The sequence below is a fragment of the Stenotrophomonas sp. SPM genome (assembly GCF_003105135.1).
Classification (GTDB): domain Bacteria; phylum Pseudomonadota; class Gammaproteobacteria; order Xanthomonadales; family Xanthomonadaceae; genus Stenotrophomonas.
This window is the reverse complement of record NZ_QETL01000069.1, coordinates 1-21,425: the sequence shown is the minus strand read 5'-3', so window position 1 is coordinate 21,425 and position 21,425 is coordinate 1. Positions and strand designations below refer to the sequence as shown.

23 protein-coding genes are annotated in these 21,425 nt (G+C 67.7%); 14 read left to right on the top strand and 9 right to left on the bottom strand.

Annotated elements, in window-relative coordinates; translation table 11 throughout:
- The first annotated feature begins 143 nt into the window (after positions 1–143).
- The gene (locus tag DCO49_RS14040; protein ID WP_343126029.1) at positions 144–359 is read left to right on the top strand and encodes a hypothetical protein; all 216 of its coding nucleotides are present in this window, start codon (positions 144–146) and stop codon (positions 357–359) included.
- 58 nt (positions 360–417) lie between these two features.
- Here the strand turns inward: DCO49_RS14040 and DCO49_RS14035 are convergent, their stop codons facing one another.
- Positions 418–1,539 carry an HDOD domain-containing protein gene (locus tag DCO49_RS14035; RefSeq protein ID WP_116864557.1) on the bottom strand — a complete coding sequence of 374 codons (1,122 nt, stop codon included), beginning with the start codon at positions 1,537–1,539 and terminating at the stop codon, positions 418–420.
- A 151-nt stretch (positions 1,540–1,690) separates the two neighbouring features.
- A complete protein-coding gene (gene ppa / locus DCO49_RS14030) occupies positions 1,691–2,227 on the bottom strand; it encodes an inorganic diphosphatase (protein ID WP_005410935.1) in 537 nt (178 codons plus the stop codon).
- Positions 2,228–2,414: 187 nt separating this feature from the next.
- On the opposite strand from ppa, the gene DCO49_RS14025 reads away from it, so the two are divergent.
- Together DCO49_RS14025 and DCO49_RS14020 are read left to right on the top strand one after the other, a co-directional pair.
- Entirely contained in the window at positions 2,415–2,903 is a 489-nt protein-coding gene (locus DCO49_RS14025) for a hypothetical protein (RefSeq protein ID WP_116864556.1), read from the top strand.
- On the top strand, positions 2,900–3,379 hold the full coding sequence (locus DCO49_RS14020) for a hypothetical protein (RefSeq protein ID WP_116864555.1): 480 nt from the start codon (positions 2,900–2,902) through the stop codon (positions 3,377–3,379). The genes DCO49_RS14025 and DCO49_RS14020 overlap by 4 nt, the downstream gene beginning before the upstream one ends.
- Positions 3,380–3,389: 10 nt before the next feature.
- Here DCO49_RS14020 and DCO49_RS14015 read toward each other — a convergent pair whose 3' ends face one another.
- A complete protein-coding gene (locus DCO49_RS14015; protein WP_116864554.1) occupies positions 3,390–3,647 on the bottom strand; it encodes a DUF2789 domain-containing protein in 258 nt (85 codons plus the stop codon).
- A gap of 59 nt (positions 3,648–3,706) precedes the next feature.
- Between DCO49_RS14015 and DCO49_RS14010 the strand changes: the two genes are divergently transcribed.
- Entirely contained in the window at positions 3,707–4,297 is a 591-nt protein-coding gene (locus tag DCO49_RS14010) for a biliverdin-producing heme oxygenase (RefSeq protein WP_116864553.1), read from the top strand.
- A gap of 93 nt (positions 4,298–4,390) precedes the next feature.
- Here the strand turns inward: DCO49_RS14010 and DCO49_RS14005 are convergent, their stop codons facing one another.
- Positions 4,391–6,418: a sodium-translocating pyrophosphatase gene (locus tag DCO49_RS14005; protein ID WP_116864552.1), complete on the bottom strand. Its 2,028-nt coding sequence runs from the start codon at positions 6,416–6,418 to the stop codon at positions 4,391–4,393.
- A gap of 266 nt (positions 6,419–6,684) precedes the next feature.
- Between DCO49_RS14005 and DCO49_RS14000 the strand changes: the two genes are divergently transcribed.
- A complete protein-coding gene (locus DCO49_RS14000) occupies positions 6,685–7,188 on the top strand; it encodes a hypothetical protein (protein ID WP_116864551.1) in 504 nt (167 codons plus the stop codon).
- 73 nt (positions 7,189–7,261) lie between these two features.
- On the opposite strand, the gene DCO49_RS13995 is transcribed toward DCO49_RS14000, so the two are convergent.
- Both DCO49_RS13995 and DCO49_RS13990 read right to left on the bottom strand, forming a co-directional pair.
- Positions 7,262–7,654, bottom strand: a complete 393-nt coding sequence (locus DCO49_RS13995) for a DUF488 family protein (protein WP_116864550.1) — start codon at positions 7,652–7,654, stop codon at positions 7,262–7,264.
- Positions 7,655–7,682: 28 nt separating this feature from the next.
- Positions 7,683–8,939, bottom strand: coding sequence for a 6-phosphofructokinase (locus DCO49_RS13990; protein WP_116864549.1), 1,257 nt, complete (start codon positions 8,937–8,939; stop codon positions 7,683–7,685).
- Between the two features lie 136 nt (positions 8,940–9,075).
- Here DCO49_RS13990 and DCO49_RS13985 point away from each other — a divergent pair, with 136 nt between their 5' ends.
- From DCO49_RS13985 to DCO49_RS13975, 3 genes are all read left to right on the top strand, one after another.
- Positions 9,076–9,639, top strand: coding sequence for an adenylate kinase (locus DCO49_RS13985; protein WP_116864548.1), 564 nt, complete (start codon positions 9,076–9,078; stop codon positions 9,637–9,639).
- A 330-nt stretch (positions 9,640–9,969) separates the two neighbouring features.
- Positions 9,970–11,334, top strand: coding sequence for a UDP-N-acetylmuramate:L-alanyl-gamma-D-glutamyl-meso-diaminopimelate ligase (gene mpl, locus DCO49_RS13980; protein WP_116864547.1), 1,365 nt, complete (start codon positions 9,970–9,972; stop codon positions 11,332–11,334).
- Positions 11,331–11,909, top strand: coding sequence for an LON peptidase substrate-binding domain-containing protein (locus tag DCO49_RS13975; protein WP_116864546.1), 579 nt, complete (start codon positions 11,331–11,333; stop codon positions 11,907–11,909). Before mpl ends, DCO49_RS13975 begins: the two co-directional genes overlap by 4 nt.
- 168 nt (positions 11,910–12,077) lie before the next feature.
- On the opposite strand, the gene DCO49_RS13970 is transcribed toward DCO49_RS13975, so the two are convergent.
- A complete protein-coding gene (locus DCO49_RS13970; RefSeq protein WP_116864545.1) occupies positions 12,078–14,072 on the bottom strand; it encodes a bifunctional DedA family/phosphatase PAP2 family protein in 1,995 nt (664 codons plus the stop codon).
- An 85-nt stretch (positions 14,073–14,157) separates the two neighbouring features.
- Here DCO49_RS13970 and DCO49_RS13965 point away from each other — a divergent pair, with 85 nt between their 5' ends.
- Positions 14,158–14,820, top strand: coding sequence for a serine/threonine-protein kinase (locus DCO49_RS13965; protein WP_116864544.1), 663 nt, complete (start codon positions 14,158–14,160; stop codon positions 14,818–14,820).
- Complete coding sequence (locus tag DCO49_RS13960; protein WP_116864543.1) at positions 14,817–15,323, top strand: DUF2867 domain-containing protein; 507 nt, start codon at positions 14,817–14,819, stop codon at positions 15,321–15,323. The genes DCO49_RS13965 and DCO49_RS13960 overlap by 4 nt, the downstream gene beginning before the upstream one ends.
- Positions 15,324–15,374: 51 nt before the next feature.
- Here the strand turns inward: DCO49_RS13960 and DCO49_RS13955 are convergent, their stop codons facing one another.
- A complete protein-coding gene (locus tag DCO49_RS13955; protein WP_116864542.1) occupies positions 15,375–16,055 on the bottom strand; it encodes a hypothetical protein in 681 nt (226 codons plus the stop codon).
- 84 nt (positions 16,056–16,139) lie between these two features.
- Between DCO49_RS13955 and DCO49_RS13950 the strand changes: the two genes are divergently transcribed.
- The 3 genes from DCO49_RS13950 (at position 16,140) to DCO49_RS13940 (ending at position 19,045) form a co-directional block, all read left to right on the top strand.
- Positions 16,140–16,982, top strand: coding sequence for an NAD(P)-dependent oxidoreductase (locus DCO49_RS13950; RefSeq protein WP_116864541.1), 843 nt, complete (start codon positions 16,140–16,142; stop codon positions 16,980–16,982).
- 90 nt (positions 16,983–17,072) lie between these two features.
- Positions 17,073–18,062, top strand: a complete 990-nt coding sequence (locus DCO49_RS13945; RefSeq protein ID WP_116864540.1) for a YiiG family protein — start codon at positions 17,073–17,075, stop codon at positions 18,060–18,062.
- Between the two features lie 32 nt (positions 18,063–18,094).
- Positions 18,095–19,045 carry a YiiG family protein gene (locus DCO49_RS13940; protein WP_116864539.1) on the top strand — a complete coding sequence of 317 codons (951 nt, stop codon included), beginning with the start codon at positions 18,095–18,097 and terminating at the stop codon, positions 19,043–19,045.
- Positions 19,046–19,141: 96 nt separating this feature from the next.
- Here the strand turns inward: DCO49_RS13940 and DCO49_RS13935 are convergent, their stop codons facing one another.
- On the bottom strand, positions 19,142–20,014 hold the full coding sequence (locus DCO49_RS13935) for an ion transporter (protein WP_116864538.1): 873 nt from the start codon (positions 20,012–20,014) through the stop codon (positions 19,142–19,144).
- 64 nt (positions 20,015–20,078) lie between these two features.
- On the opposite strand from DCO49_RS13935, the gene DCO49_RS13930 reads away from it, so the two are divergent.
- Entirely contained in the window at positions 20,079–21,305 is a 1,227-nt protein-coding gene (locus DCO49_RS13930) for an acetylornithine transaminase (RefSeq protein WP_116864537.1), read from the top strand.
- Positions 21,306–21,425: the final 120 nt, after the last annotated feature.

The following is a 21,425-nucleotide window of genomic DNA, read 5'->3' as shown; positions in this document are numbered from 1 at the left end:
GCAAGGTCCGCCCTCCTTCTTTGTGCAGGGTTCTCTGGATCTTGTGTAGGAAAAATCTGAGTGGCGGGGGAGGGTGATACCGATCACGGTCGGGCGCTGTCGCATCCAGCACATTGGCGTTGTCCAATGACGGACGCCTGGAGATGGATATGAAAGCCACGCTCTTGAACAAGCTCTCTGCGGCCGTGCTGATCTACGCCACGCTGGCCGGATCGGCATCAGCCCAGAACCTCATCATCTGCGCCGGTGGCCGCTATTGCGCCGAACTGCGCCAGGAGTGCCTCGCCTCAGGCCAGCTGCCCGCGTACTGCGAGGCGCTGTGGCGCGATTGCGTGCTGGACGCCTGTCCCCAGCGCTGAAACGACGATGGCGCGCCTCACGGCGCGCCATCCTGGGGAACTACGGCTTCGGGCAGGATCAGGCTTCGGTCGGTAGCAGCCCCATCAGGCTGTTGGCATGCTCGCGCCACTGCGGCAGCTTGTTCAGTACGCTGGCACGCTGCAGGTAGTCCTCGTCCACCGGGTCGCCGTTGACCAGTGCCAGCGCCACATGCACCGCACCGGTCACCCAGAAGCTGCGCGTGTTGGCCCGCTGCGGCTGCAGGTGGAAGGCCACCGCTTCGATGATCGGCATCGGCAGGCCCCACAGGCCCAGCAGGTAGGCGCCGGCCTCGGCATGGCCCGGGCGCGGATCGTCGGCCTGCGCCGGTTCACTGCGCTCGTTGCGCACGCCCGGCAGCAGCAGACCAATATTGGCCAGCAGGGCGGCCGTTGCGCCCAGCTCGGCACTGGATTCGGGCAGCAGGCGCGCGGCCAGGCGCGAGGCCATCAGCGCGCGCTGCTGCAGCGAATTGCGCTCTGCTGTGGACAGTGTCGGTGTGGAAAACACTTCGCTGGCCAGCACCAGGTCGCGCAGCGTGGCCAGGCCCAGGCGGGTCACCGCAGTGCGCAGGTCGGCAATGGTGCGGCCCTGGCTGAAGAACGCCGAATTGGACAGTTGCAGCACCTTGGCAGCAATCGCCGGATCGGCGGCCACCAGCTTGGCCACGTCGGCACTGTCGGTGTCGTCGTCATGCTCCAGCGCTTGGGTCAGACTCAGGTACAGGTGCGGCGGCGAGGGCAGCTTCTCGATACGGCCGATCGCATCGCGCAGGCGCGGGCTGTCGAGCACCTCGCGCAGCTCTTCCAGGCTGGTCAGCGCTTCCAGCAGCACTTCCGGCGCCAGCGGCAGCGGCAGGAAGCGGTGGGCCACCCCGATCAGGCGCGCCGGCGGCGGCCGGTTGCCATGCTGGGCATCGACCAGTGCGATACGGATGGTTTCGGGCCGCAGCGTGCGGATCTGCCCCAGCAACGTGGTTGCATTGAGGTCAGGCAGCTGCGGGCAGACGATCACCGCATCCACGCCCTGCGCGGCCACCGCGGACATCGCAGTGTGGCCATCGACGGCGGTCAGCGGCTGCCATTCTTCCCCAAGATCGGCAATGAACTCGCTCAGCTCAGCCGGCAGGCTGTCTGAGTCCCCAACTAGCAGAATACGCACGACACATTCCCCTGGCTGTCCCGACGGCGCGCGTCGATGACGTGTGAAGTGACGCAATTTACCTAATACGGCGCCAACAGTGATGGGCCGCAGCGTTGAAACGTGACCAGCATCGCTCCGGCGCGTGGCACCGGAGCGATTCTGTTCAGACTCAGGCCTTGCTGTCGAGGTGGCGCTGGTGCGCCTCGATCAGGATCTGCTTGGCCTCGGCCGCGCCACCCCAACCGTCCAGCTTGACCCACTTGCCCTTTTCCAGGTCCTTGTAGTGCTCGAAGAAGTGGCCAATGCGCTCCAGCCAGTGGCTGGACACTTGGGCGATGTCTTCGACGTGGGCGTAGCCGCTGAAGATCTTCGAGACCGGCACGGCCAGGATCTTCTCGTCGCTGCCAGCCTCATCGCTCATCTTCAGCACGCCGACCGGACGGCAGCGCACGACCGAACCCGGGACCAGCGGCAGCGGCAGCACCACCAGCACGTCGGCCGGGTCGCCATCGCCACACAGGGTGCTCGGCACGTAGCCGTAGTTGCACGGATAGCGCATCGGGGTCGACAGGATGCGGTCGACGAAGATCGCGCCGGTTTCCTTGTCCACTTCGTACTTCACCGGCTCCGAGTCCTTCGGGATCTCGATGATGACGTTGATTTCTTCCGGCGGGTTCTTGCCGGGCGAGACGAGTTCCAGACCCATGGTGTGCTCCAGGTGGGGGATGTGGACGGATAGCCCACCATTTTATGCCTTTGCCGGGCGCTGTGCAGGGTAGGGCGGCGCCGACCTTGGTAGGGGACCCTGGCGGAGGCGTCTGGGCGGGGTTTCCCGATGGGGGCGGGGGCGCGTGGCGGCGCAGGCTGGATCCTCATTCCCGAGGAGCACCGCCATGACCTGGATACGCTGCTGTGGCCTTGCCGTACTGCTGTCCGTCGCCCCGCCGGTGGTCGCCGGCAGCCATGTCGACCTGGTCGATTTCCCCACCAGCGAGGCCAACTGGGACCGTTTCTACGACCTGGAAGCAGCCCTGATGCGGAGCTTCGACCACATCTGCGCCGACACGATCTGCGCGGGCGACTACAGCAACTACCGGGTCATGCAGGTGCGCTGCGCCGTGCAGCTGGCGGCGGCGGTGATCACCCGCTGCACCTGGGTGGTGGCGGCCAGCGAGCTGCGCGTGCAGCCCGCCACCGGCGAGGTGCAGGTGGACAACGGTCGCTGGGTCTGCCCGGCCGACCTGCTGCCCGGGGTGCCGGTGGAAGCCTTCCATGCGTCGCTTTCCGCCCCCGGCGGCCTGGTGGCGCCGTTGCCGGTGGTCGGTCGCAGCCTGTTTTCCGGCCTGTTCGAGTGCCTGCAGGGCCCGGGGGTGCAGCCATGAGGCGTGCCCTGTCGTTGGTGATCGGCCTGCCGCTGTGCCTGGCCAGCCTGCCCGCCGTCGCCGCGGACCGCTTCGTCGATGCCCGTCTCCATCCCGACCAGGCCAGTGGCTGGGAGCGTTTCCGCAACGTCGAGCGCGCGCTGGTGGCCGGCTTCGATGATGTCTGCGGCGATACCTTCTGCGAAGGGGAGTACTACAACCTGCAGCCCATGCGCCTGCGCTGCTCGGTCGAGCGGGCCACCGGTCAGGTGGCCGCCTGCACGTGGACTTTCGTCGGCAGCAGCACCTCGGTACGCAGTGATGGCAGCATCGATGTCGACCTGCGCAGCTATGCCTGCGTGCTGCCGCTGGCTGTGGGCACGCCCTTGGAGAGCCTGCTGCAGGCGCTGGAAGCCGTCCCTCCACGGGATTCGATCGATGTGCCGTTGCCGGGCACCTCGACCAGCGTCTACGACGGCCTGACCGAGTGCCTGTAACCAGAGGATTTCAGTTCGCGGCGGCGGCCTGCACTGCGTCCTGATGCAGTGCTTCGTTCAACTCATCCACCACCGTCGTCCAGGCCGCGTCCGCCTGCAGCGATTCGGCAAGGAACTGCCGCTGAGCATCGCTCCAGAATGGGGCGTCGGCCACTTCCACCCCGGTGGCGAGCTGATGGCTGCTGATGAAGCTGGCGATCCCCTCGGGGCTCTCTTCAAGGCCCAGCTGCAGGAACAGATTGGTCATGCTCGGTTCGGTGGTGATCATTGCGACAGCCTGGCAAAGGAAAGGTAAGCTGCATTATCTATGTCTTCCGTCGTCCCGTGATGAACACCCCAGACGCGTGCGGTTGCAACCGCAGCGCCCTTCTGAAAGCCGCAACGCGGGCCAGCCACGACGCGCTAGACAAGCGCATCCTGGCCGAAGGCATTTTCGCTGACCGCGCCCGCTTCGGCCGTTTCCTGAAAGTGCAGTACCGCTTCCATCGCAGTGTTGACGCGCTTTATGGCATGCCGACGCTGATGGCGTTGCTGCCGGATCTGCCAGAGCGCCGTCGGCTGCAGCAGGTCCGCCGTGACCTCCTTGATCTTGGCGTGGAACTGCCGGCGCAGGATCCCGATGCCCGTTTGCCCGGTGCATCGCTGCCGGAAGCACTGGGCTGGATGTACGTCGCCGAAGGGTCCAGTCTCGGCGCCGCCGTGCTCTACCGGATGGCCGCCGCGCTGGGGCTGGACCACCGGTTCGGGGCCCGCCACCTGGCCGGGCACCCTGACGGGGTGGCCGTGCACTGGCGCCGATTCACTACGGCGCTGGATGCAGTAGCGCTGACCCCAGGGCAGATTGAGCAGATGATCGATGCCGCCAACATCGCTTTCCGCAGCGTCCACGCCCATGTGGAGAAGGAGTTCGCTCGCTGAACTGCCTGGTGGAGCCGGGCCCAGGCTCGGCTGCTCCAGCCTGCGACGGGCTCGGAGCGCCCGGTAAAGGGCTCCGAGCCCCGCTGCGCGGATCTACAGAAGCGGCACCAGCAGCAGCGCCACGATGTTGATGATCTTGATCAGCGGATTGATCGCCGGGCCGGCGGTGTCCTTGTACGGGTCACCGACGGTGTCACCGGTCACCGCGGCCTTGTGCGCCTCGCTGCCCTTGCCGCCGAAGTGGCCATCTTCGATGTACTTCTTGGCGTTGTCCCAGGCACCGCCACCGGTGGTCATCGAAATGGCCACGAACAGGCCGGTGACGATGGTGCCAATCAGCAGGCCGCCCAGCGCACGTGGCCCCAGCAGCAGGCCCACCACCACTGGCGCGGCCACCGGCAGCAGCGAAGGCACGATCATTTCGCGGATGGCCGAGCGGGTCAGCATGTCCACGGCCTTGTCGTACTGCGGCTTGCCGGTGCCCTGCATGATGCCGGGAATCTCGCGGAACTGGCGCCGCACTTCCTCCACCACCGCACCGGCCGCGCGGCCGACCGCTTCCATCGCCATCGCGCCGAACAGGTAGGGAATCAGGCCACCGATCAGCAGGCCGATGATCACCGTGTGGTCGCTGAGGTCGAAGCGGAACTCCTGGCCCGGGTTGGCCGCCTGCAGGTTGTGCGTGTAGTCGGCGAACAGCACCAGCGCGGCCAGCGCCGCCGAGCCGATCGCATAGCCCTTGGTCACCGCCTTGGTCGTGTTGCCCACGGCGTCCAGCGGATCGGTGATGTCGCGGATGTCCGAGGGCAGCTCGGCCATCTCGGCGATGCCACCGGCGTTGTCGGTGATCGGCCCGTACGCATCCAGGGCCACGATCATGCCGGCCATCGACAGCATCGCGGTCGCGGCGATGGCGATGCCGTACAGGCCGGCCAGCGCATGCGCGCCCCAGATCGCCGCACACACCGACACCACCGGCAGCGCGGTGGACTTCATCGAGATGCCCAGGCCGGCGATGATGTTGGTGCCGTGGCCGGTGGTCGAGGCCTGCGCGACGTGCTGCACCGGCTTGTACTGCGTGCCCGTGTAGTACTCGGTGATCCACACGATCAGGCCGGTCAGCACCAGACCGATCAGCGCGCAGCCGTACAGCGCCATCGGGCCATGCACGTTGTCGCTCATCAGCACGGTGGTGATCGGGTAGAACGCGATGGCCGCCAGCACGCCGGAGACGATCACGCCCTTGTACAGCGCACCCATGATCGAGCCGCCTGGCTTCACCTTCACGAACAACGCACCGATGATCGACGCGATGATCGACACCCCGCCCAGCACCAGCGGGTAGAGCACCGCGTTGGCACCGGCCTCGCTCAGCATCAGGCTGCCCAGCAGCATCGTGGCGATGACGGTGACCGCATAGGTTTCGAACAGGTCGGCGGCCATGCCGGCGCAGTCGCCCACGTTGTCACCGACGTTGTCGGCGATCACCGCCGGGTTGCGCGGGTCGTCCTCGGGAATGCCGGCTTCCACCTTGCCCACCAGGTCGGCGCCGACGTCGGCACCTTTGGTGAAGATGCCGCCGCCGAGGCGGGCGAAAATCGAGATCAGCGAGGAGCCGAAGGCCAGGCCGACCAGGGCGTGCAGCGCCTGTTCCATCGGCAGCCCCATGCGCAGCAGCAGTGCGTAGTAGCCGGCCACGCCCAGCAGGCCGAGGCCGACCACCAGCATGCCGGTGATGGCGCCGCCGCGGAACGCCACGTCCATCGCCGCGCTGATGCCGTTGCGCGCGGCTTCGGCGGTTCGCACGTTGGCGCGGACCGAGACGTTCATGCCGATGTAGCCGGCCGCGCCGGACAGCACCGCGCCGACCGCGAAACCAATGGCCGTATACCAGCTGAGGAACACGCCGACCAGCACGAACAGCACCACGCCGGCCACGCCGATGGTCAGGTACTGGCGGTTGAGGTAGGCGCGCGCGCCTTCCTGGATCGCGGTGGCGATCGCGATCATGCGTTCATTGCCGGTGGGTTGGCGCAGGATCCAGCGCGCCGAGATGATCCCGTAGAGGATCGCGAGAATGGCGCAGCCCAGCGCCAGTGACAGCCCATGACGTTCCAGCATCAGACCCCTCCGCAGAATGGATGGTGAGCATCCAGTGGCGATGAACGGCACCACGAGGGGGACGACGGGTTGCAGCCTGGAACCAACCCGTGCCGACCGAAACGGTCGTCCGACGTATGGCGGTGTTCAGCATTCCCTGGTGCCCGCAGTATGCGTCCCGGCCCTTGTAGAGTCGAGCCATGCTCGACTGGCTCCTTCGCGGCACCCTTTGCACCCCGTTAAGCCACCTTCTGCAAGCCTGCGCACAGTCCTGACGGAGATTCCCCATGCGCCTGTCCCTGCTGATGTTTGCCGCCCTGGTCCCGGCCCTGCCGGCCCTGGCCGCAGAAACCCCCGAGCTGCAGCGGGCGGTCGGCGCACCACAGGCGGTGGGCGCGGTGCATACGCTGCGGCAGATTCCCGAGGCCTGCGCACGCCTGGAAGGCGTGTTCACCGGCCAGGCCGCCGAGCCGTACCGCTTCTCCGCCGTGCGCACCAGTGAGCAGTGCCAGCCGCGCGCCCGCTTCGTCGATTACGCCAAGGCGCAGCCGAGTGCCGACAAGGGCTGGAAGCTCAACGACGTGATCCGCGTGCCCAATGCCGCGTGCCCGGCGCAGCAGGCGGTGGTGCGGGTGTGGCGCCTGCCGGTCAGCAACACCCAGGCGCTGGATGGCCAGGGCCAGTCACGCATCTATCTGGAAGAAGCGAAGAAGCAGGCGGCCGCCGGCAAGATCCCGCAGGTGACGATGTTCGCCGCGCAGCTGCAGGTGGAAGGCAAGGCCTGCAATTGATACGGGTGGGTGCCGACCGTTGGTCGGCACCGATGTCGCATCCACGCATGGCGTGGATCTACTGCCGCCGCCATCACACCCCAGCCAGCTTGGCCCCGCGCGCCACCAGCAGCTCGCGTAGCGCCTTGCGATGGCAATGTGCCTCCTCTTCGCAGTAGCAGCCCACGGCGATGTCGCTGTGTTGCGACAGTGCCGCCAGCAGATCCAGCGCATGGGCGGCCTCGGGCGCTTTCATCTCGGCCTTGAAGTGGCGGAAAAAGGCGTTCCAGTCCGCCGCAGTCTTCGCCTCGTGCGCCAGTTTCACCAGCGCCGGGCTGGGTGACAGCGTCGGGAACCAGACGTCATACCAATCCTGCCGGGCGAACTCGCTACGCGGCACGCCCCGTGGCGGCCGCCGCACCGTGCCGATGCGCAGGCCCTCGCCGGGCTCGCGCGGGCTGCCGAGTCGAACAACGCGCAGTGCCATCGCCTTCCTCCCTCGCCCCGACCGTGGATCAGCCCTCGAACGCGGGCAGCTTCTGCTTCACCGCTACATTCTTCAGCGTCACGTACCTCGGCAGGCCGTCGCTACCGTAGGGCAGCGGTGCTTCGCCCTTGATCAACGGCTGCAGGTAGGCACGCGCCTTGGCCGTGATGCCGAAACCATCGCGGCGGATGAAGCCGGCCGGCATCTTCTTCTCGTGGTTGGCGATCTTCGCCAGCGGCGCGGCCTCGATCTTCCAGCGATACGGCGCATCGCTGCTGCGTACGATCACCGGCATCACCCCGTTCTGGCCCTTCAGCGCCAGCTGCACAGCGGCCTTGCCCACCGCCTGGGCATGTTCCCAGTCGGTTTTGCTGGCGAGGTGGCGGGCCGATCGCTGCAGATAGTCGGGCAGGGCCCAGTGAACCTTCAGCCCAAGCTGGTCCTTGACCCGCCCGGCCAGATGCGCGGCCACGCCGCCCAGCTGCGAATGGCCGAAGGAGTCCTTGCCGCCCCCTGCGTCGGCGACGAAGCGGCCATCGGCGGTGGCGATGCCCTCGGAGGCCACGACCACGCAGTAGCCGACGCGCTCGACCACGGCCTTGACCTTGGCCAGGAAGGTAGCCTCGTCATAGGCACGCTCGGGCAGCAGGATGATGTGCGGGGCTTCGTCCTCGCCGTTGCCGGCCAGGCCCGCGGCGGCGGCCAGCCAACCGGCGTGGCGGCCCATCGCCTCGTAGATGAAGACGCGGGTGGAGGTCTCGGCCATCGCCGCCACGTCCAGCGCGGCCTCGCGCACTGAGACCGCGGTGTACTTGGCCGCCGAGCCGAACCCCGGGCAGGTGTCGGTCACCGCCAGATCGTTGTCGATGGTCTTGGGCACACCGATGCAGGTCAGGTCGTAGCCGGACGCCTTGGCCAGCAGCGACACCTTCAGCGCGGTATCGGCCGAGTCGTTGCCGCCGTTGTAGAGGAACCAGCGCACGTCGTGGGCGCGCAGCACCTCCAGCAGGCGGTCGTAACGGGCGCGGTCGGCCTCCAGCGATTTCAGCTTGACCCGGCACGACCCAAAGGCACCGCCCGGGGTGTGGGCGAGGGCGCGGATGGCGGCGGCACTCTCCTTGCTGGTGTCGATCAGCTCCTCGCGCAGGGCGCCGAGAATGCCGTTGCGGGCGGCCAGGACCTTGATGCCCTTGGCCCGGGCCTGCTCGATGACCGCCGCCGCGGTGGCGTTGATGACCGCCGTGACGCCGCCGGACTGGGCGTAGAGGAGGGTGCCGCTGCGCATGCTTCTACCTGCTCGGTGAGGGGGACATTGCAGAGACATTACCCGTATGCGCTAAAGTGGCGCTATTGCGGTGCAGCGATACCGGTCCGTCCGGGGCGCGAACCTTCTTTGTTTTCAACACGTTGGAGTCAGGTCAATGCGATTGGTTCTGTTGGGACCGCCCGGTTCGGGCAAGGGGACGCAGGCGACGCGCCTGAAGGAAAAGCTGGGCATCGCCCATATTTCGACCGGTGACATGCTGCGCGCGGAAATCGCCGCGGGCTCGGAGCTGGGCAAGCAGGCCAAGGCGGTGATGGATGCCGGCAACCTGGTGTCCGATGACATCCTGCTGGGCATGCTGGAGTCGCGCCTGACCCAGGCTGATGTCGCCAAGGGCTTCATCCTGGACGGCTACCCGCGCAACGTGGCCCAGGCCAATGCGATGGACGGCCTGCTGGCCAAGATCGGCCAGCCGCTGGACGCCGTGGTGCAGCTGGACGTGGCCACCGAGCTGCTGGTCGAGCGCATCGCCGGCCGCGCGCAGGAACAGGGCCGCGCCGACGACAACCCGGAAGCGGTGCGCCAGCGCCTGCAGGTCTACAACGACCAGACCGCCCCGGTGGTCGACTTCTACGCCGGCCGTGGCACCCTGGCCCGCGTCGATGGCGTCGGTGACCTGGACGAGATCGAAGCCCGCATCCTGGCGGCGATCAAGAGCTGATGGCGGTTGGCCGGCCCTGCGCCGGCCGCCGCACAGCGACAACGAAACAGGCCTGATCCTTGTGGACCAGGCCTGTTTCGTTTCATAGGTGCCAGCGATGAGCTTGCTCAGGGCTCCGCAGCATGAGCTCCCTTGGGGATGGCCTCTTGGGGAGTAGGACCGGTTCGGGTACTACGGCTGGCTTCCTGAATTGTGTACGGGTTCACATACCTGCGCTATCAGGAATTCCCTGACAGACGATTGGACTTTTCTCACAAGCGCTGTAGGAGTTGTCTGACCCCGCTGCCGACAATGGCCCTATACAGCCGTGATCGGTCACAATCCCCGGTCATGAGCAGCGTACATATCCTTGCAATCGCCGGCACCTTCATGGGTGGCGTGGCCGCCCTGGCGCGGGAACTGGGCCATACGGTCAGTGGCAGCGACCAGGCCATCTATCCGCCGATGTCCACCCAGCTTGAACAGCTGGGCATCGTCCTGGACCAGGGCTACCGCGCCGACAGCGTGCCGCCGGGCACGGCCGAGGTGGTGATCGGCAACGCCCTGTCGCGCGGCAACCCCGCCGTGGAAGCCGTGCTCGACGCAGGCCAGCGCTACATCTCCGGCGCCCAGTGGCTGTCCGAGCAGGTGCTGCCGGGCCGCGACACCCTGGCCGTGGCCGGCACCCACGGCAAGACCACCACCACCACCATCCTTACCTGGCTGCTGGAAAGCGCTGGGCGCTCGCCGGGCTTCCTGATCGGTGGCGTGGCCGAGGATTTCGGCGTCTCCGCCCGCCTGGGCCAGGGCCGCGAGTTCGTGGTCGAGGCCGATGAGTACGACACCGCCTTCTTCGACAAGCGCAGCAAGTTCGTGCACTACCGGCCGCTGGTGGCCATCCTCAACAACCTCGAATACGACCACGCCGACATCTTCCCGGACGTGGAGGCCATCGAGCGCCAGTTCCACCACCTGGTGCGCACCGTGCCCGCGCGCGGCCGCCTGATCGTCAATGGCGAGGACGCGCACCTGGCCAAGGTGCTGCAGATGGGCTGCTGGACCCCGGTCGAGCGCTTCGGCTTCGACCCGTCGCTGGACTGGCATGCCGAGCTGCTGGCCGCCGATGGCAGCGCCTTCCGCGTGCATCACCGCGGGCAGGCGCTGGGTGATGTGCACTGGTCGCTGCTGGGCCGCCACAACGTACTCAACGGCCTGGCCGCACTGGCCGCCGTGCATGCGGTGGGCGTGGCCCCGGCCGAGGTGATCCCGGCGCTGGCCCGCTTCCGCAGCGTCAAGCGCCGCATGGAAGTGATCGGCAGCCATGACGGCATCACCGTCTACGATGATTTCGCCCACCACCCCACCGCGATCGCGACCACGCTGGACGGCCTGCGCGCCAAGGTCGGCGACGCACGCATCGTGGTGGCGATGGAACCGCGCAGCAACTCGATGCGGCTGGGGGCACACGCGCAGGCGCTGGCACCGTCGCTGGCGCTGGCCGACGAAGTGGTGTTCCTGCATCGGCCGGAACTGGCCTGGGATGCCGCGGCGGTGATCGCCGCCGTGCGTGGCCAGGCCCATGCCGTGCCCGATACCGATGCACTGCTGGCACAGCTGCAGTCCAGCGTGCGCAGCGGTGACCACGTGGTGTTCATGTCCAACGGTGGCTTCGACGGCGCGCCGCGCCGCTTCCTCGCCGCCCTGCAGGCCCAATGAGCACCGACGTTTCGCTGCCGCTGTTTCCGCTGCACACCACGCTGTTGCCCGGCGCGGCGGTTGGCCTGCGCGTGTTCGAGCGCCGCTACCTGGACCTGGTGCGCGACACCGGCCGCAGCGGCGAGGGCTTCGGTGTCTGCCTGATCCTGAAAGGGCAGGAAGTGGGGGAGCCGGCTACCCCGGCGGCCTACGGCGTGCAGGTCCGCATCGAGGATTTCGATGTCGGCGCCGATGGCGTGCTGCAGCTGCGCCTGCGCGGCACCCGGCGTTTCCATGTCGAACGTACCCGCGTGCGCGACAACGGCCTGGTCGTGGCCGATGTGCGCTGGTGCGAGGAAGACCCCGATGACGAACTGAAGCCGCAGCATGCGCTGCTGGCCACGGTGCTGGGGCACATCATCGAGCAGGCCGGCGAAGCCTATGCGCCGGCCAACCCGGCGTTGCTGGACCAGGCCAGCTGGGTCGGCTGGCGGCTGGCCGAACTGCTGCCGCTGGGCGAGCAGCAGCGGTTGCTGCTGCTGCAGATGGACGACCCGCACCAGCGGTTGCAGCAGTTGTTGGGGTGGATGCCGTAAGCGGCCATCCACGCGTGCCGTGGATCTACGGAAACGGCCATCCACGCGTGGCGTGGATCTACTGTAGAGCCGAGCCCATGCTCGGCTTGCCGGATCGCGCGAGGATCAGCCGAGCACAGGCTCGGCTCTACACGTTCCGGTAGCGCCGGGCCATGCCCGGCGGATCCATCACGGCTGCGTCTTCAACCGCAGCACCGGCAACCCGGTTTCGGCGTGCACGTCCTCGTGCTGCGGCATGCCCTGCACGGCCTCCTTCACCGCGTTGAACGCGGGGTCGATGCCGCGCACCGGATGCCACATGCCGATCCACTCGAAGTGGCGCTCGTAGCGCAGGGTCTGCGCACTGCCCAGCCACAGCGGCACGTCGCCCGGCTGCAGCTGGCCCGGCGCCGGCCACAGGCGCAGCACGTAGCGCTCCTCCGGCTTCGCCCCCTGGCGCACCATCAGCAGGGCTTCCACCCGCGTTTCCAGCGTGGCCGGCAGCACCGGCAGCTCGTCGGCGCCGGTGTTCTTGTCCAGCATCAGCAGGGCTTCTTCCCAGCCGGCCTGCGCCTGCACGGTCCAGCCGCGCGCCTCCAGCTGCGCCTGCAGCGGTGCCAGCGGGCCAGCCACCTGCACATCCAGCGGCCAGCGCTGGTCATCGTCGAACTCGTTGCGGCGTGCCGGCAGCCTGGCCCAGTCGTGCTGCCACCAGGCCTGCATGTCCATGGCCTGCGGTGCCGGCAGGGTCGGTTCGAAGCGCTCCAGCTTCACCGGGATGTTGCGCGGCGCGTACCACATCGCCGCCACCGCGAAGACGCCGTAGAACAGCCACGCCACCGGCTTCACCCAGAACGAGCGGTTGAAGCGGCGGCGGTAGGCGATGCCCAGCACCAGCAGCCAGAACGTGCCGAACAACATGCCGCCGATGACGTCGCTCAGCCAGTGCGCGCCCAGGTACAGGCGTGAGAAGCCGATCAGGCTGACCACGATGCCCGACACCAGGTACGGCCAGACGCGGGTGCGGCCGGGCATTTCGCGGGCGATCAGCACCGCGAAGAAGCCGAAGGTGATGGTGGCCATGGTCACCGACACCGAGGGGAAGCCGAATCCGCTGCTGGCATCGACCGGGCGCACTACGTCCACGGTGGTGCCCAGCAGCTTGGTCAGGGCCAGGCCGAAGGCCAGCGCAGCCAGCCAGTGCGCGGCCGCCATCCAGCGCCGGCGCCAGACCAGGTAGCCCATGGCCGCGGCGGTAGCCGGCATCAGCACCTGCCACGCGCCCAGCGAGGCCAGTGCGGCCATCGGGTAGTCGGCCAGCGGGTTGCGCAGGGCCAGCATGGCCTGGTGCACCAGCAGGTCGATGGCCAGCGGTTCGCCATGGGCGACCACCACGGTCAGCAGCGCGAACCAGCCCCAGCCCAGCAACAGCAGCATCAGCGCCAGCATCGCCAGCGGCACCGATTCACGGCGCTTCGGATCGAGCACGCCGACCGTGTAGCGGCCCAGCGTGGGGTGGCGGTTGGACCAGTCCAGCAGGCGCGCCAGCCAGTGGTCCATGCGCGCGGCCGACCAGCGATAGCCGTACAGCACGATGGCCCAGACCAGGCCGAGGATGACCACCAGCAGGCCAACCACCACCACCAGGCGCCCGGCGACCGCGGCGACGGCGTCATAGGCCTCGCCAAGGATCCAGCCGGGGGCCAGGAACAGCACCGCCCACGACAGGCTTGCGATGCCACTGGCCTGCACGTAGCGGCTGGCCGGCATCTTCAGCATGCCGGCGATGGCGGGCACGAACGGACGGATGGCGCCCACATAGCGCGCGATCAGGATGCTCTTGAAGGCATTGCGGCGGAACAGGTTCTCGCCGCGGTCCAGCAGCTGCGGGTAGCGGCTGAACGGCCAGACCCCGCGCAGGCGGTCGCCCCAGCGGCGGCCGATCCAGTAACTGATGCCATCACCGGCAAACGCACCCAGCGCCGCCGCGGCCACGGCATACGGTCCGGAGATCTGCCCCAGGCCGATGAACACGCCCACCGCGAACAGCAGGGGCAGCGCCGGCACGATGGCGCCGAGAATGATGACCGCATCGCAGAAGGCGATCAGAAAAATAACCGCGCCCGCGAGTACGGGATGAGCGGCAATCCACGCGAGGGTGGCGTCGATCCATGAAGAGTCCATTGCCCGATTATAGAGGCGTGAAGGTGACTGGTTCCCAGCGGCTTGGTGACCGTTTGCAACCAGCGCCATCGCCTAGAATGGGCGCATGCCGCACTCGACCGACGCTCCAACGCATGCCCTGAAGGCCGACAGCTTCGGCCGCATCCTGCTCGTGCAGGGGCCGCATGGCCCCTTCGTACGCCGCGACCTGGGCGCAACGCCGCTGTGGCTGCGCGTGCCGGCGTGGTGGCTGGCCCGTCGCGAAGCACGCGCGCTGCGACACATCGAGGGCATGGCCGACGTGCCGCAGCTGCTGGACTGGGATGGCCGCCACCTCGACCGCAGCTTCATGGCCGGCGATGCCATGTACCAGCGCCCGCCGCGTGGCGACCTGGCTTGGTTCCGTGCCGCGCGCCGGCTGCTGCAGCAGCTGCACCGGCGCGGCGTGGCGCATAACGATCTGGCCAAGGAAGCCAACTGGCTGGTGACCGAGGACGGCCGCCCGGCGCTGATTGATTTCCAGCTGGCGGTGATCGGCAACCCGCGTTCGCGCTGGATGCGCCTGCTGGCCCGCGAAGACCTGCGCCACCTGCTCAAGCACAAGCGCATGTACTGCCGCGAATCGCTTACCCCGGTGGAGAAGCGCGTGCTCAAGCGCACCTCGTGGGTGCGCGAGCTGTGGTTCGCCACCGGCAAGCCGGTCTACCGCTTCGTCACCCGCCGCATCCTGCATTGGGAAGACAACGAAGGGCAGGGACCGAAGCCGTGACCGCCGCGCAGGTGGTGACCGGCCCGCCGAGCGCGGCCAGCGTGCTGCGTGCGCAGCTGCCCGGCGCCAGCTTCGTGCATGCCTGCCAGGCCCATACCCGTCGCAACGGCCGCAGCGCGTTGCAGGCATACCGCGATGTGGCAGCGACCATTCCTGGCTGGTTCGATGGCCTGATGGCGCTGCGCAACCGCGGCATGCGCCTGCTCGGCATGAAGGACCTGGGTTCGTTGCGCGCCGTGCAGGACACCGCCGCGCCGCGACCGGGCCAGCGGCTGGGCATCTTCACCCTGCAGTCGCTGGATGAGGACGCCATCGTGCTGGAAGACAACGACCGCCACCTCCGCGTGCAGCTGGCCCTGCAGTGGCAGGGCGACGTGCTGCAAGTGGCCACCGTCGTGCATACCTACAATGCGTTTGGCAGGGTATACATGCTTCCGGTGGCGCCGGTGCATCGATGGATCGTGCCGCATCTTCTGAAGAAGCAGGTGCAGGCGTACTGTTGATTCAATGCCCCGCCGCCGGGCCATGCCCGGCGGGCACGCGGCGTTGCAGCACTACGGCGCCGTCGGCACCACCTGCTGGCCGATGAAATTGCGCTTGCCGTCGAAGTCATAGCCGATCTGCAGCTGGCCGACATCCGGGCAGGCATGGCAGTCGCGCAGCGGCGTGCGGTACAGCAGGCGAATGCCGCCGCCATCGAGCGGTGCGGTACCGGCAGACTGCGCGGGTGCGAACGGCGTGGCCTGTGGGTGCGCGGCCAGCACCGCCTGTACCCCCGGGTCGGCGCGCAGGGTGTCGTCCAGCTGCACCGCGTCGACATCGATGCGCTTGCCAGCGGCGTCCACCAGTCGCGTGCCTTCGTTGGTGTTGGCGCGGAACGGATACTCCACCGTGGCCACGCCCAGGCCATCGTGTTCATGCCAGGCCGTCACATAGGCCAGCTCGCCGCCGGTGGACAACTGCTCGGCAGCGGCGACGGCATCGGCGCTGGCGCCGGCGGACTTCATCGTTTCAGCCAGGCACGCGCGCGTTGCACTGTTCTCACCTTGGCGGCATGCGTTGAGGTCGCCATCCCAGACCACCGACTCGCTCCAGCGCAGTGAGCCATCGGCGGCCTTGTTGGCGGCAGGCGCATCGCCGGTGGCGGGTTCGGTGCCGGGTTCCGGCGAACGGCCTTGGCAGGCGGTGAGCAGGGCCAGGCCCAGGGCAGGCAGCAGCAGGCGGGAACGGCGCATGGCGTAAACCTCGTGCGTGTGACCGGGGCATCAGTATCGTCAACGCGCGGTGAACTCCGCGTCGGCGCGGCATACTGGCGGCTCATGGCATACGCTGGAGTGTGGAACGTGGGCAGTCTGCAGGGCAAAACCCTTTTCATCACCGGTGCCTCGCGTGGCATCGGGCTGGCCATCGCACTGCGCGCCGCGCGCGACGGTGCCAACGTGGCCATCGCCGCGAAGTCGTCGGTGCCCAACCCGAAGCTGCCGGGCACCATCCACAGCGCCGCCGAAGCCGTGACCGCGGCCGGCGGCCAAGGCCTGGCGCTGAAGTGCGACATCCGCGAAGAGGAGCAGGTGAAGGCGGCCGTGGCCGCGACGGTGGATACCTTCGGCGGCATCGACATCCTCATCAACAATGCCAGCGCGATCTGGCTGCGCGGCGCGCTGGACACACCGATGAAGCGGTTCGACCTGATGCAGCAGGTCAATTCGCGCGGCAGTTTCCTGTGCGCGCAAGCCTGCCTGCCGTACCTGCTGCAGGCGCCCAATCCGCACATCCTCACCCTGGCCCCGCCGCCCAGCCTGGCACCGAAGTGGTGGGGCCCGCATACCGGCTACACGCTGGCCAAGATGGGCATGAGCTTCGTCACCCTCGGCCTGGCTGCGGAATTCGGCCCGCAGGGCGTGGCGATCAATGCGCTGTGGCCGCGTACGGTCATCGCCACCGATGCGATCAACATGATCCCCGGTGTGGATGCGGCCGGCTGCCGTACGCCGCAGATCATGGCCGACGCCGCGCACGCGGTGCTGGTGCGCGAGGCCGCCGGTTTCCACGGCCGCTTCCTGATCGATGACGAGGTGCTGGCCGAAGCCGGGGTGACCGATCTCTCCCGCTACGCCGTGGACGCGTCGCGGCCGCTGCTGCCGGATCTGTTCCTCGACTGACTGCGGTAGAAAAGGCTACGGGATTGAGCCGGCCATCACGGCGGGCTCGGTTAGAATACGCGGCTGTAATCGTTTTCAAGGAAGGCCCGCATGCCCCGTATTCTTTCTTCCACCGCGCTGGCTGCTGCGCTCGCGCTTGCCCTGTCTGCCTGCGGCAATACACCTGCCGGCGACCCGGCCACGTCGGGCTCGGCCGAGCAGCGCGCTGCGACGGCTGCCGTGGACGCGCAGCAGCAGCTGACCGCCAAGCTCAACGCCTACATCGGCTGTTTCAACGCACTGGATTCAAAAACGCGTGACAGCATCCAGTCCTATACGCGTTGGATCAAGGATGTCGACGCAGGCCCGACGGGCCGCGAATCGAGCATCTACGGGCCCTTCGAGATCAGCGATTACGACATGAAGCAGTGCGATGCACCGGTGACGGAGGCGATCGCGGCCAAGCCTGCACTGACCGAGCTCGATGCCGCCGCCAGCCGCTACCAGCAGGCGCTGAAGGCGCTGGCGCCGGTCAGCAAGGAGGCCCACGACTACTACGAGCGGCAGGATTACGAAGACGACCAGTTTGCCAAGGCCAAGCAGATGCACGGCCCGCTGATGGCCGCGTTCAAGCAGTTTGTCGCAGCGAGCGAGCAGTTCAACGCTGAGCTTGAACGCCAGAACGATGCCGCGCAGCGTGAGCAGCTGAAGGTGCTGGAGCAGGCCGAGGGCCGCACCCGCGAGTACTACCGCCTGGCGATGATGCTGGAAGCCAAAGCTATCGTCGAACTGATGACGCAGGATGCGTTCGACACGGCCAAGGCGCAGGAGCGTCTGGACGCCTTCAACCGCATTTCGGACGAAGCGCATGCCAAGGTGGCGGATCAGGAGCCCGGCAAATCCGATTGGGAAGGCTTCGAGCGCGAGGCGGAAAACTTCCGCCGCCAAGGCAAGGAACGACTGCAGCGTGTCAGCGAGAAAAGGGCCTACAGCCAGTTTGAGCGCGGCATGCTCGACTCGCCGTCGATGGCGCCGCAGGGCTCGCCAGGCAAGCTGATGCAGGAATACAACGCGCTGGTCTTCCAGAGCAACCGGCAGTAATGCGCCCTGTTTTCTGCATGCGAGGAACCGAAGTGAACGCTTCCGTACGTGTACTGCCGGTGCTGCTGCTGGGCGCCGTGGCCGGTCTGGCCGGCTGCAACAAGTCCAACGGCCTGTCGGTGGCTGATCCCAGCCTGGCCAAGGTCAACGCCTACATCGAGTGCTACAACGGCGTCGAACAGCCCATCCACGAGGGCTTCGAGACCTACACCGGCTGGATCAAGGATGTCGAGGCCGGTCCGACCGGCAAGGAAGCGCAGCCACGCTCGCCGGGCAAGGTGCTGTCGCACCGTGTGGAGTACTGCGGCCAGCCGCTGACCGACGCGCTGGCGATGACGCCGGCAACGCCGTTGGATGCGCCGGTGCGTGACTACCAGCAGGCCTTCCAGGCCCTGTACGCGAAGATCGAACAGGCCGATGGCTACTTCAGCCGCGAGGAGTTCCGTCGCGATGGCGGCGAAGGCATGCGCGGCCAGCACGCACCGCTGATGCAGGCCTATGCGGCCTTCTTCAAGGCCAGCGACGCACTGGACGTGGCGCTGGAAAAGAACGAGGAAGACCGCCGTGCCGCGCAGCTGAAGCAGATCGAAGAGAGCGAAGGCCGTTCGCCGGCGTACTACCACCTGCGCTTGGTGGGCGATGGCAAGCAGCTTGCGGTGGCCTTCCAGGACGAAAAGCCGGACGTCGCCGCGCTGCGCACGCGCCTGGCGGATTACGAGGCGCTGGTGAAGGAGATGCAGGCCGCCGGCATCGGCAAGGACGACGCGATGTGGGGCCATGTGCAGCGCTCGGCCGACATGCTGGTCCGCAAGGCCGGCCGTGGCATCGAACGCATCGAGCAGGGCAAGCCGATCAGCGCCGAAGGCCTGGCCGCCGAGCGCAAGGCTTCGGGCAGCTGGCTCACCTCGGCCCCGGAAGGCGCGCAGTCGGACATCCTGGACGCATACAATGACCTGGTCACCACCAGCAACCGCATGCATTGACGGATTCTGACTCTGGTGGGTGCGGACCGTTGGTCCGCACTGTGCCGGTGCTCATCGACGCATGGCGTGGATCTACTGGCTCTGGGCGCCGCGAATCTACGTGTTGAAGATATCCGGCAGGGCACTGCCGCACCGGCGGCAATGGCGCGCGTCGGGCTCGTGGCCTTCCAGCCCGCACTGCGGGCAGCCACGTGCATCCCGGCGCGCGGCCATCTCGGCATCGCGCATGGTGTTGGCCAGTTCGGCGGTGTAGATGCCGGTGGGCACGGCGATGATGCTGTAACCGATCAGGATCAGCACCGAGGTGACGAAACGGCCGAGCACGGTCTGCGGCACGATGTCGCCGAAGCCGACGGTGGCCATGGTCACCACCGCCCAGTACATGCTGGCCGGGATATTGCTGAATCCATGCGCCGGGCCCTCGATGATGTACATCAGGGTGCCGGCGATGATCGTGATGGTAATGACCGTGAACAGGAACAGCAGGATCTTGCGCCGGCTGCGCCACAACGACTGCAGAAGGATGCCGCTTTCCTCGATGTAGCGGGTCAGCTTGAGGATGCGGAACACCCGCAGCATGCGCAGCGCGCGCACCACCAGCAGGCTCTGCGCGCCGGGGATGAACAGCGACAGGTAGGCGGGCAGTATCGACAGCAGGTCGATGATGCCCCAGACGCTGACCGCATAGCGCAGTGGCCGCTTCACCACCGCCAGGCGCAGCAGGTACTCGATCGTGAACAGGGCGGTGAAGCCCCACTCGATGACGTACAGCCAGTCCGACCACGCCACGTGCAGGTGCTGCACGCTGTCGATCATCACCACCAGGATGCTGGCGATGATCGCCACCACCAGAATCAGGTCGAAATTGCGCGACGGCCGGGTGTCGTGGCGGTAGATGATGTCGAACCAGGTCCGGCGCCAGCCGGAAGCGGTGGCGGGGTTCAGCTGGGGGGCGGAAAACGGGCGCATCCGCACATTGTGCCGCAGGGGCTGGGGGGGCGAGAATGGGGGTTCCTGAACCCACTCCACTGCCATGACCGCCGCTACCGATCCGTTGATCTCCCTGTCGCACTACTACCTGCCGGTGTACAAGCCCCGCCAGGTGGTGTTGGAGCGAGGCCAGGGCGCCCGCGTATGGGACAGCCAGGGCCGCGAGTTCATCGACCTGGCCGCCGGCATCGCCGTGTGCGGCCTGGGCCATAACGACCCGGACCTGGTGGCTGCGCTGGTCGAGCAGGCCGGCAAGCTGTGGCACACCAGCAACGTCTTCTACAGCGCGCCGCCGCTGCACCTGGCCGAAGAGCTGGTGCAGGCCAGCCGCTTCGCCGAGCGCGTGTTCCTGTGCAATTCCGGCGCCGAAGCCAATGAAGTGGCGATCAAGATGGTCCGCAAGTGGGCCTCCAGCAAGGGGCGCCCGGCCGACAAGCGCGTCATCATCACCTTCCGCGGCAGCTTCCACGGCCGCACCATGGGCGCGGTCACCGCCACCGCCCAGCCGAAGTACCAGGAAGGCTACGAGCCGCTGCCCGGTGGTTTCCGCTACATCGACTTCAACGATGAGGTGCAGCTGGAAACCGCGATGGCCGCCGGCGACGTTGCTGCGGTCATGCTCGAGCCGGTGCAGGGCGAGGGCGGCGTGATGCCGGCCAGGTCCGGTTTCCTCAAGCGCGTGCGCGAGCTGTGCGACCAGCACGACGCCCTGCTGGTGCTGGACGAGATCCAGGCCGGCATGGGCCGCACCGGCACCCTGTTCGCGCACTGGCAGGATGACGTGGTGCCGGACATGGTCACCCTGGCCAAGGCGCTCGGCGGCGGCTTCCCGATCGGCGCGATGCTGGCCGGCCCGAAGGTGGCCGAAACCATGCAGTTCGGCGCCCACGGCACCACTTTCGGTGGCAACCCGCTGGCCGCGGCCGTCGCCCGCGTGGCCCTGCGCAAGTTGGCCTCGCCGGAAATCGCCGCCAACGTCAGCCGCCAGTCGAAGGCGCTGCGCGATGGCTTTGACCGCATCAGCGAAGAGTTCGGCGTGTTCAGTGGCGTGCGTGGCCGCGGCCTGATGCTGGGCGCGGTGCTGAGCCCGGCCTTTGCCGGCCAGGCCGGTGCGATCCTCGACCACGCCGCCGACCAGGGCCTGCTGACCCTGCAGGCCGGCCCGGACGTGCTGCGCTTCGTGCCGTCGCTGAACATCACCGACGAAGAAGTGGCTGAAGGCCTCAAGCGACTGCGCGCGGCCGTTGCCGCGTTCGTCGCCGCGCGCTGATCCCGGCGCCAGGGAACCCCTGTAGCAACTGTCTTGTTAGGCGGAGGCCATCTGGGCCTCCGCGTCCCGCTTGCGGGCGTTGAGGATCACCAGCATCTTGCGCATCACCGCGACCAGGGC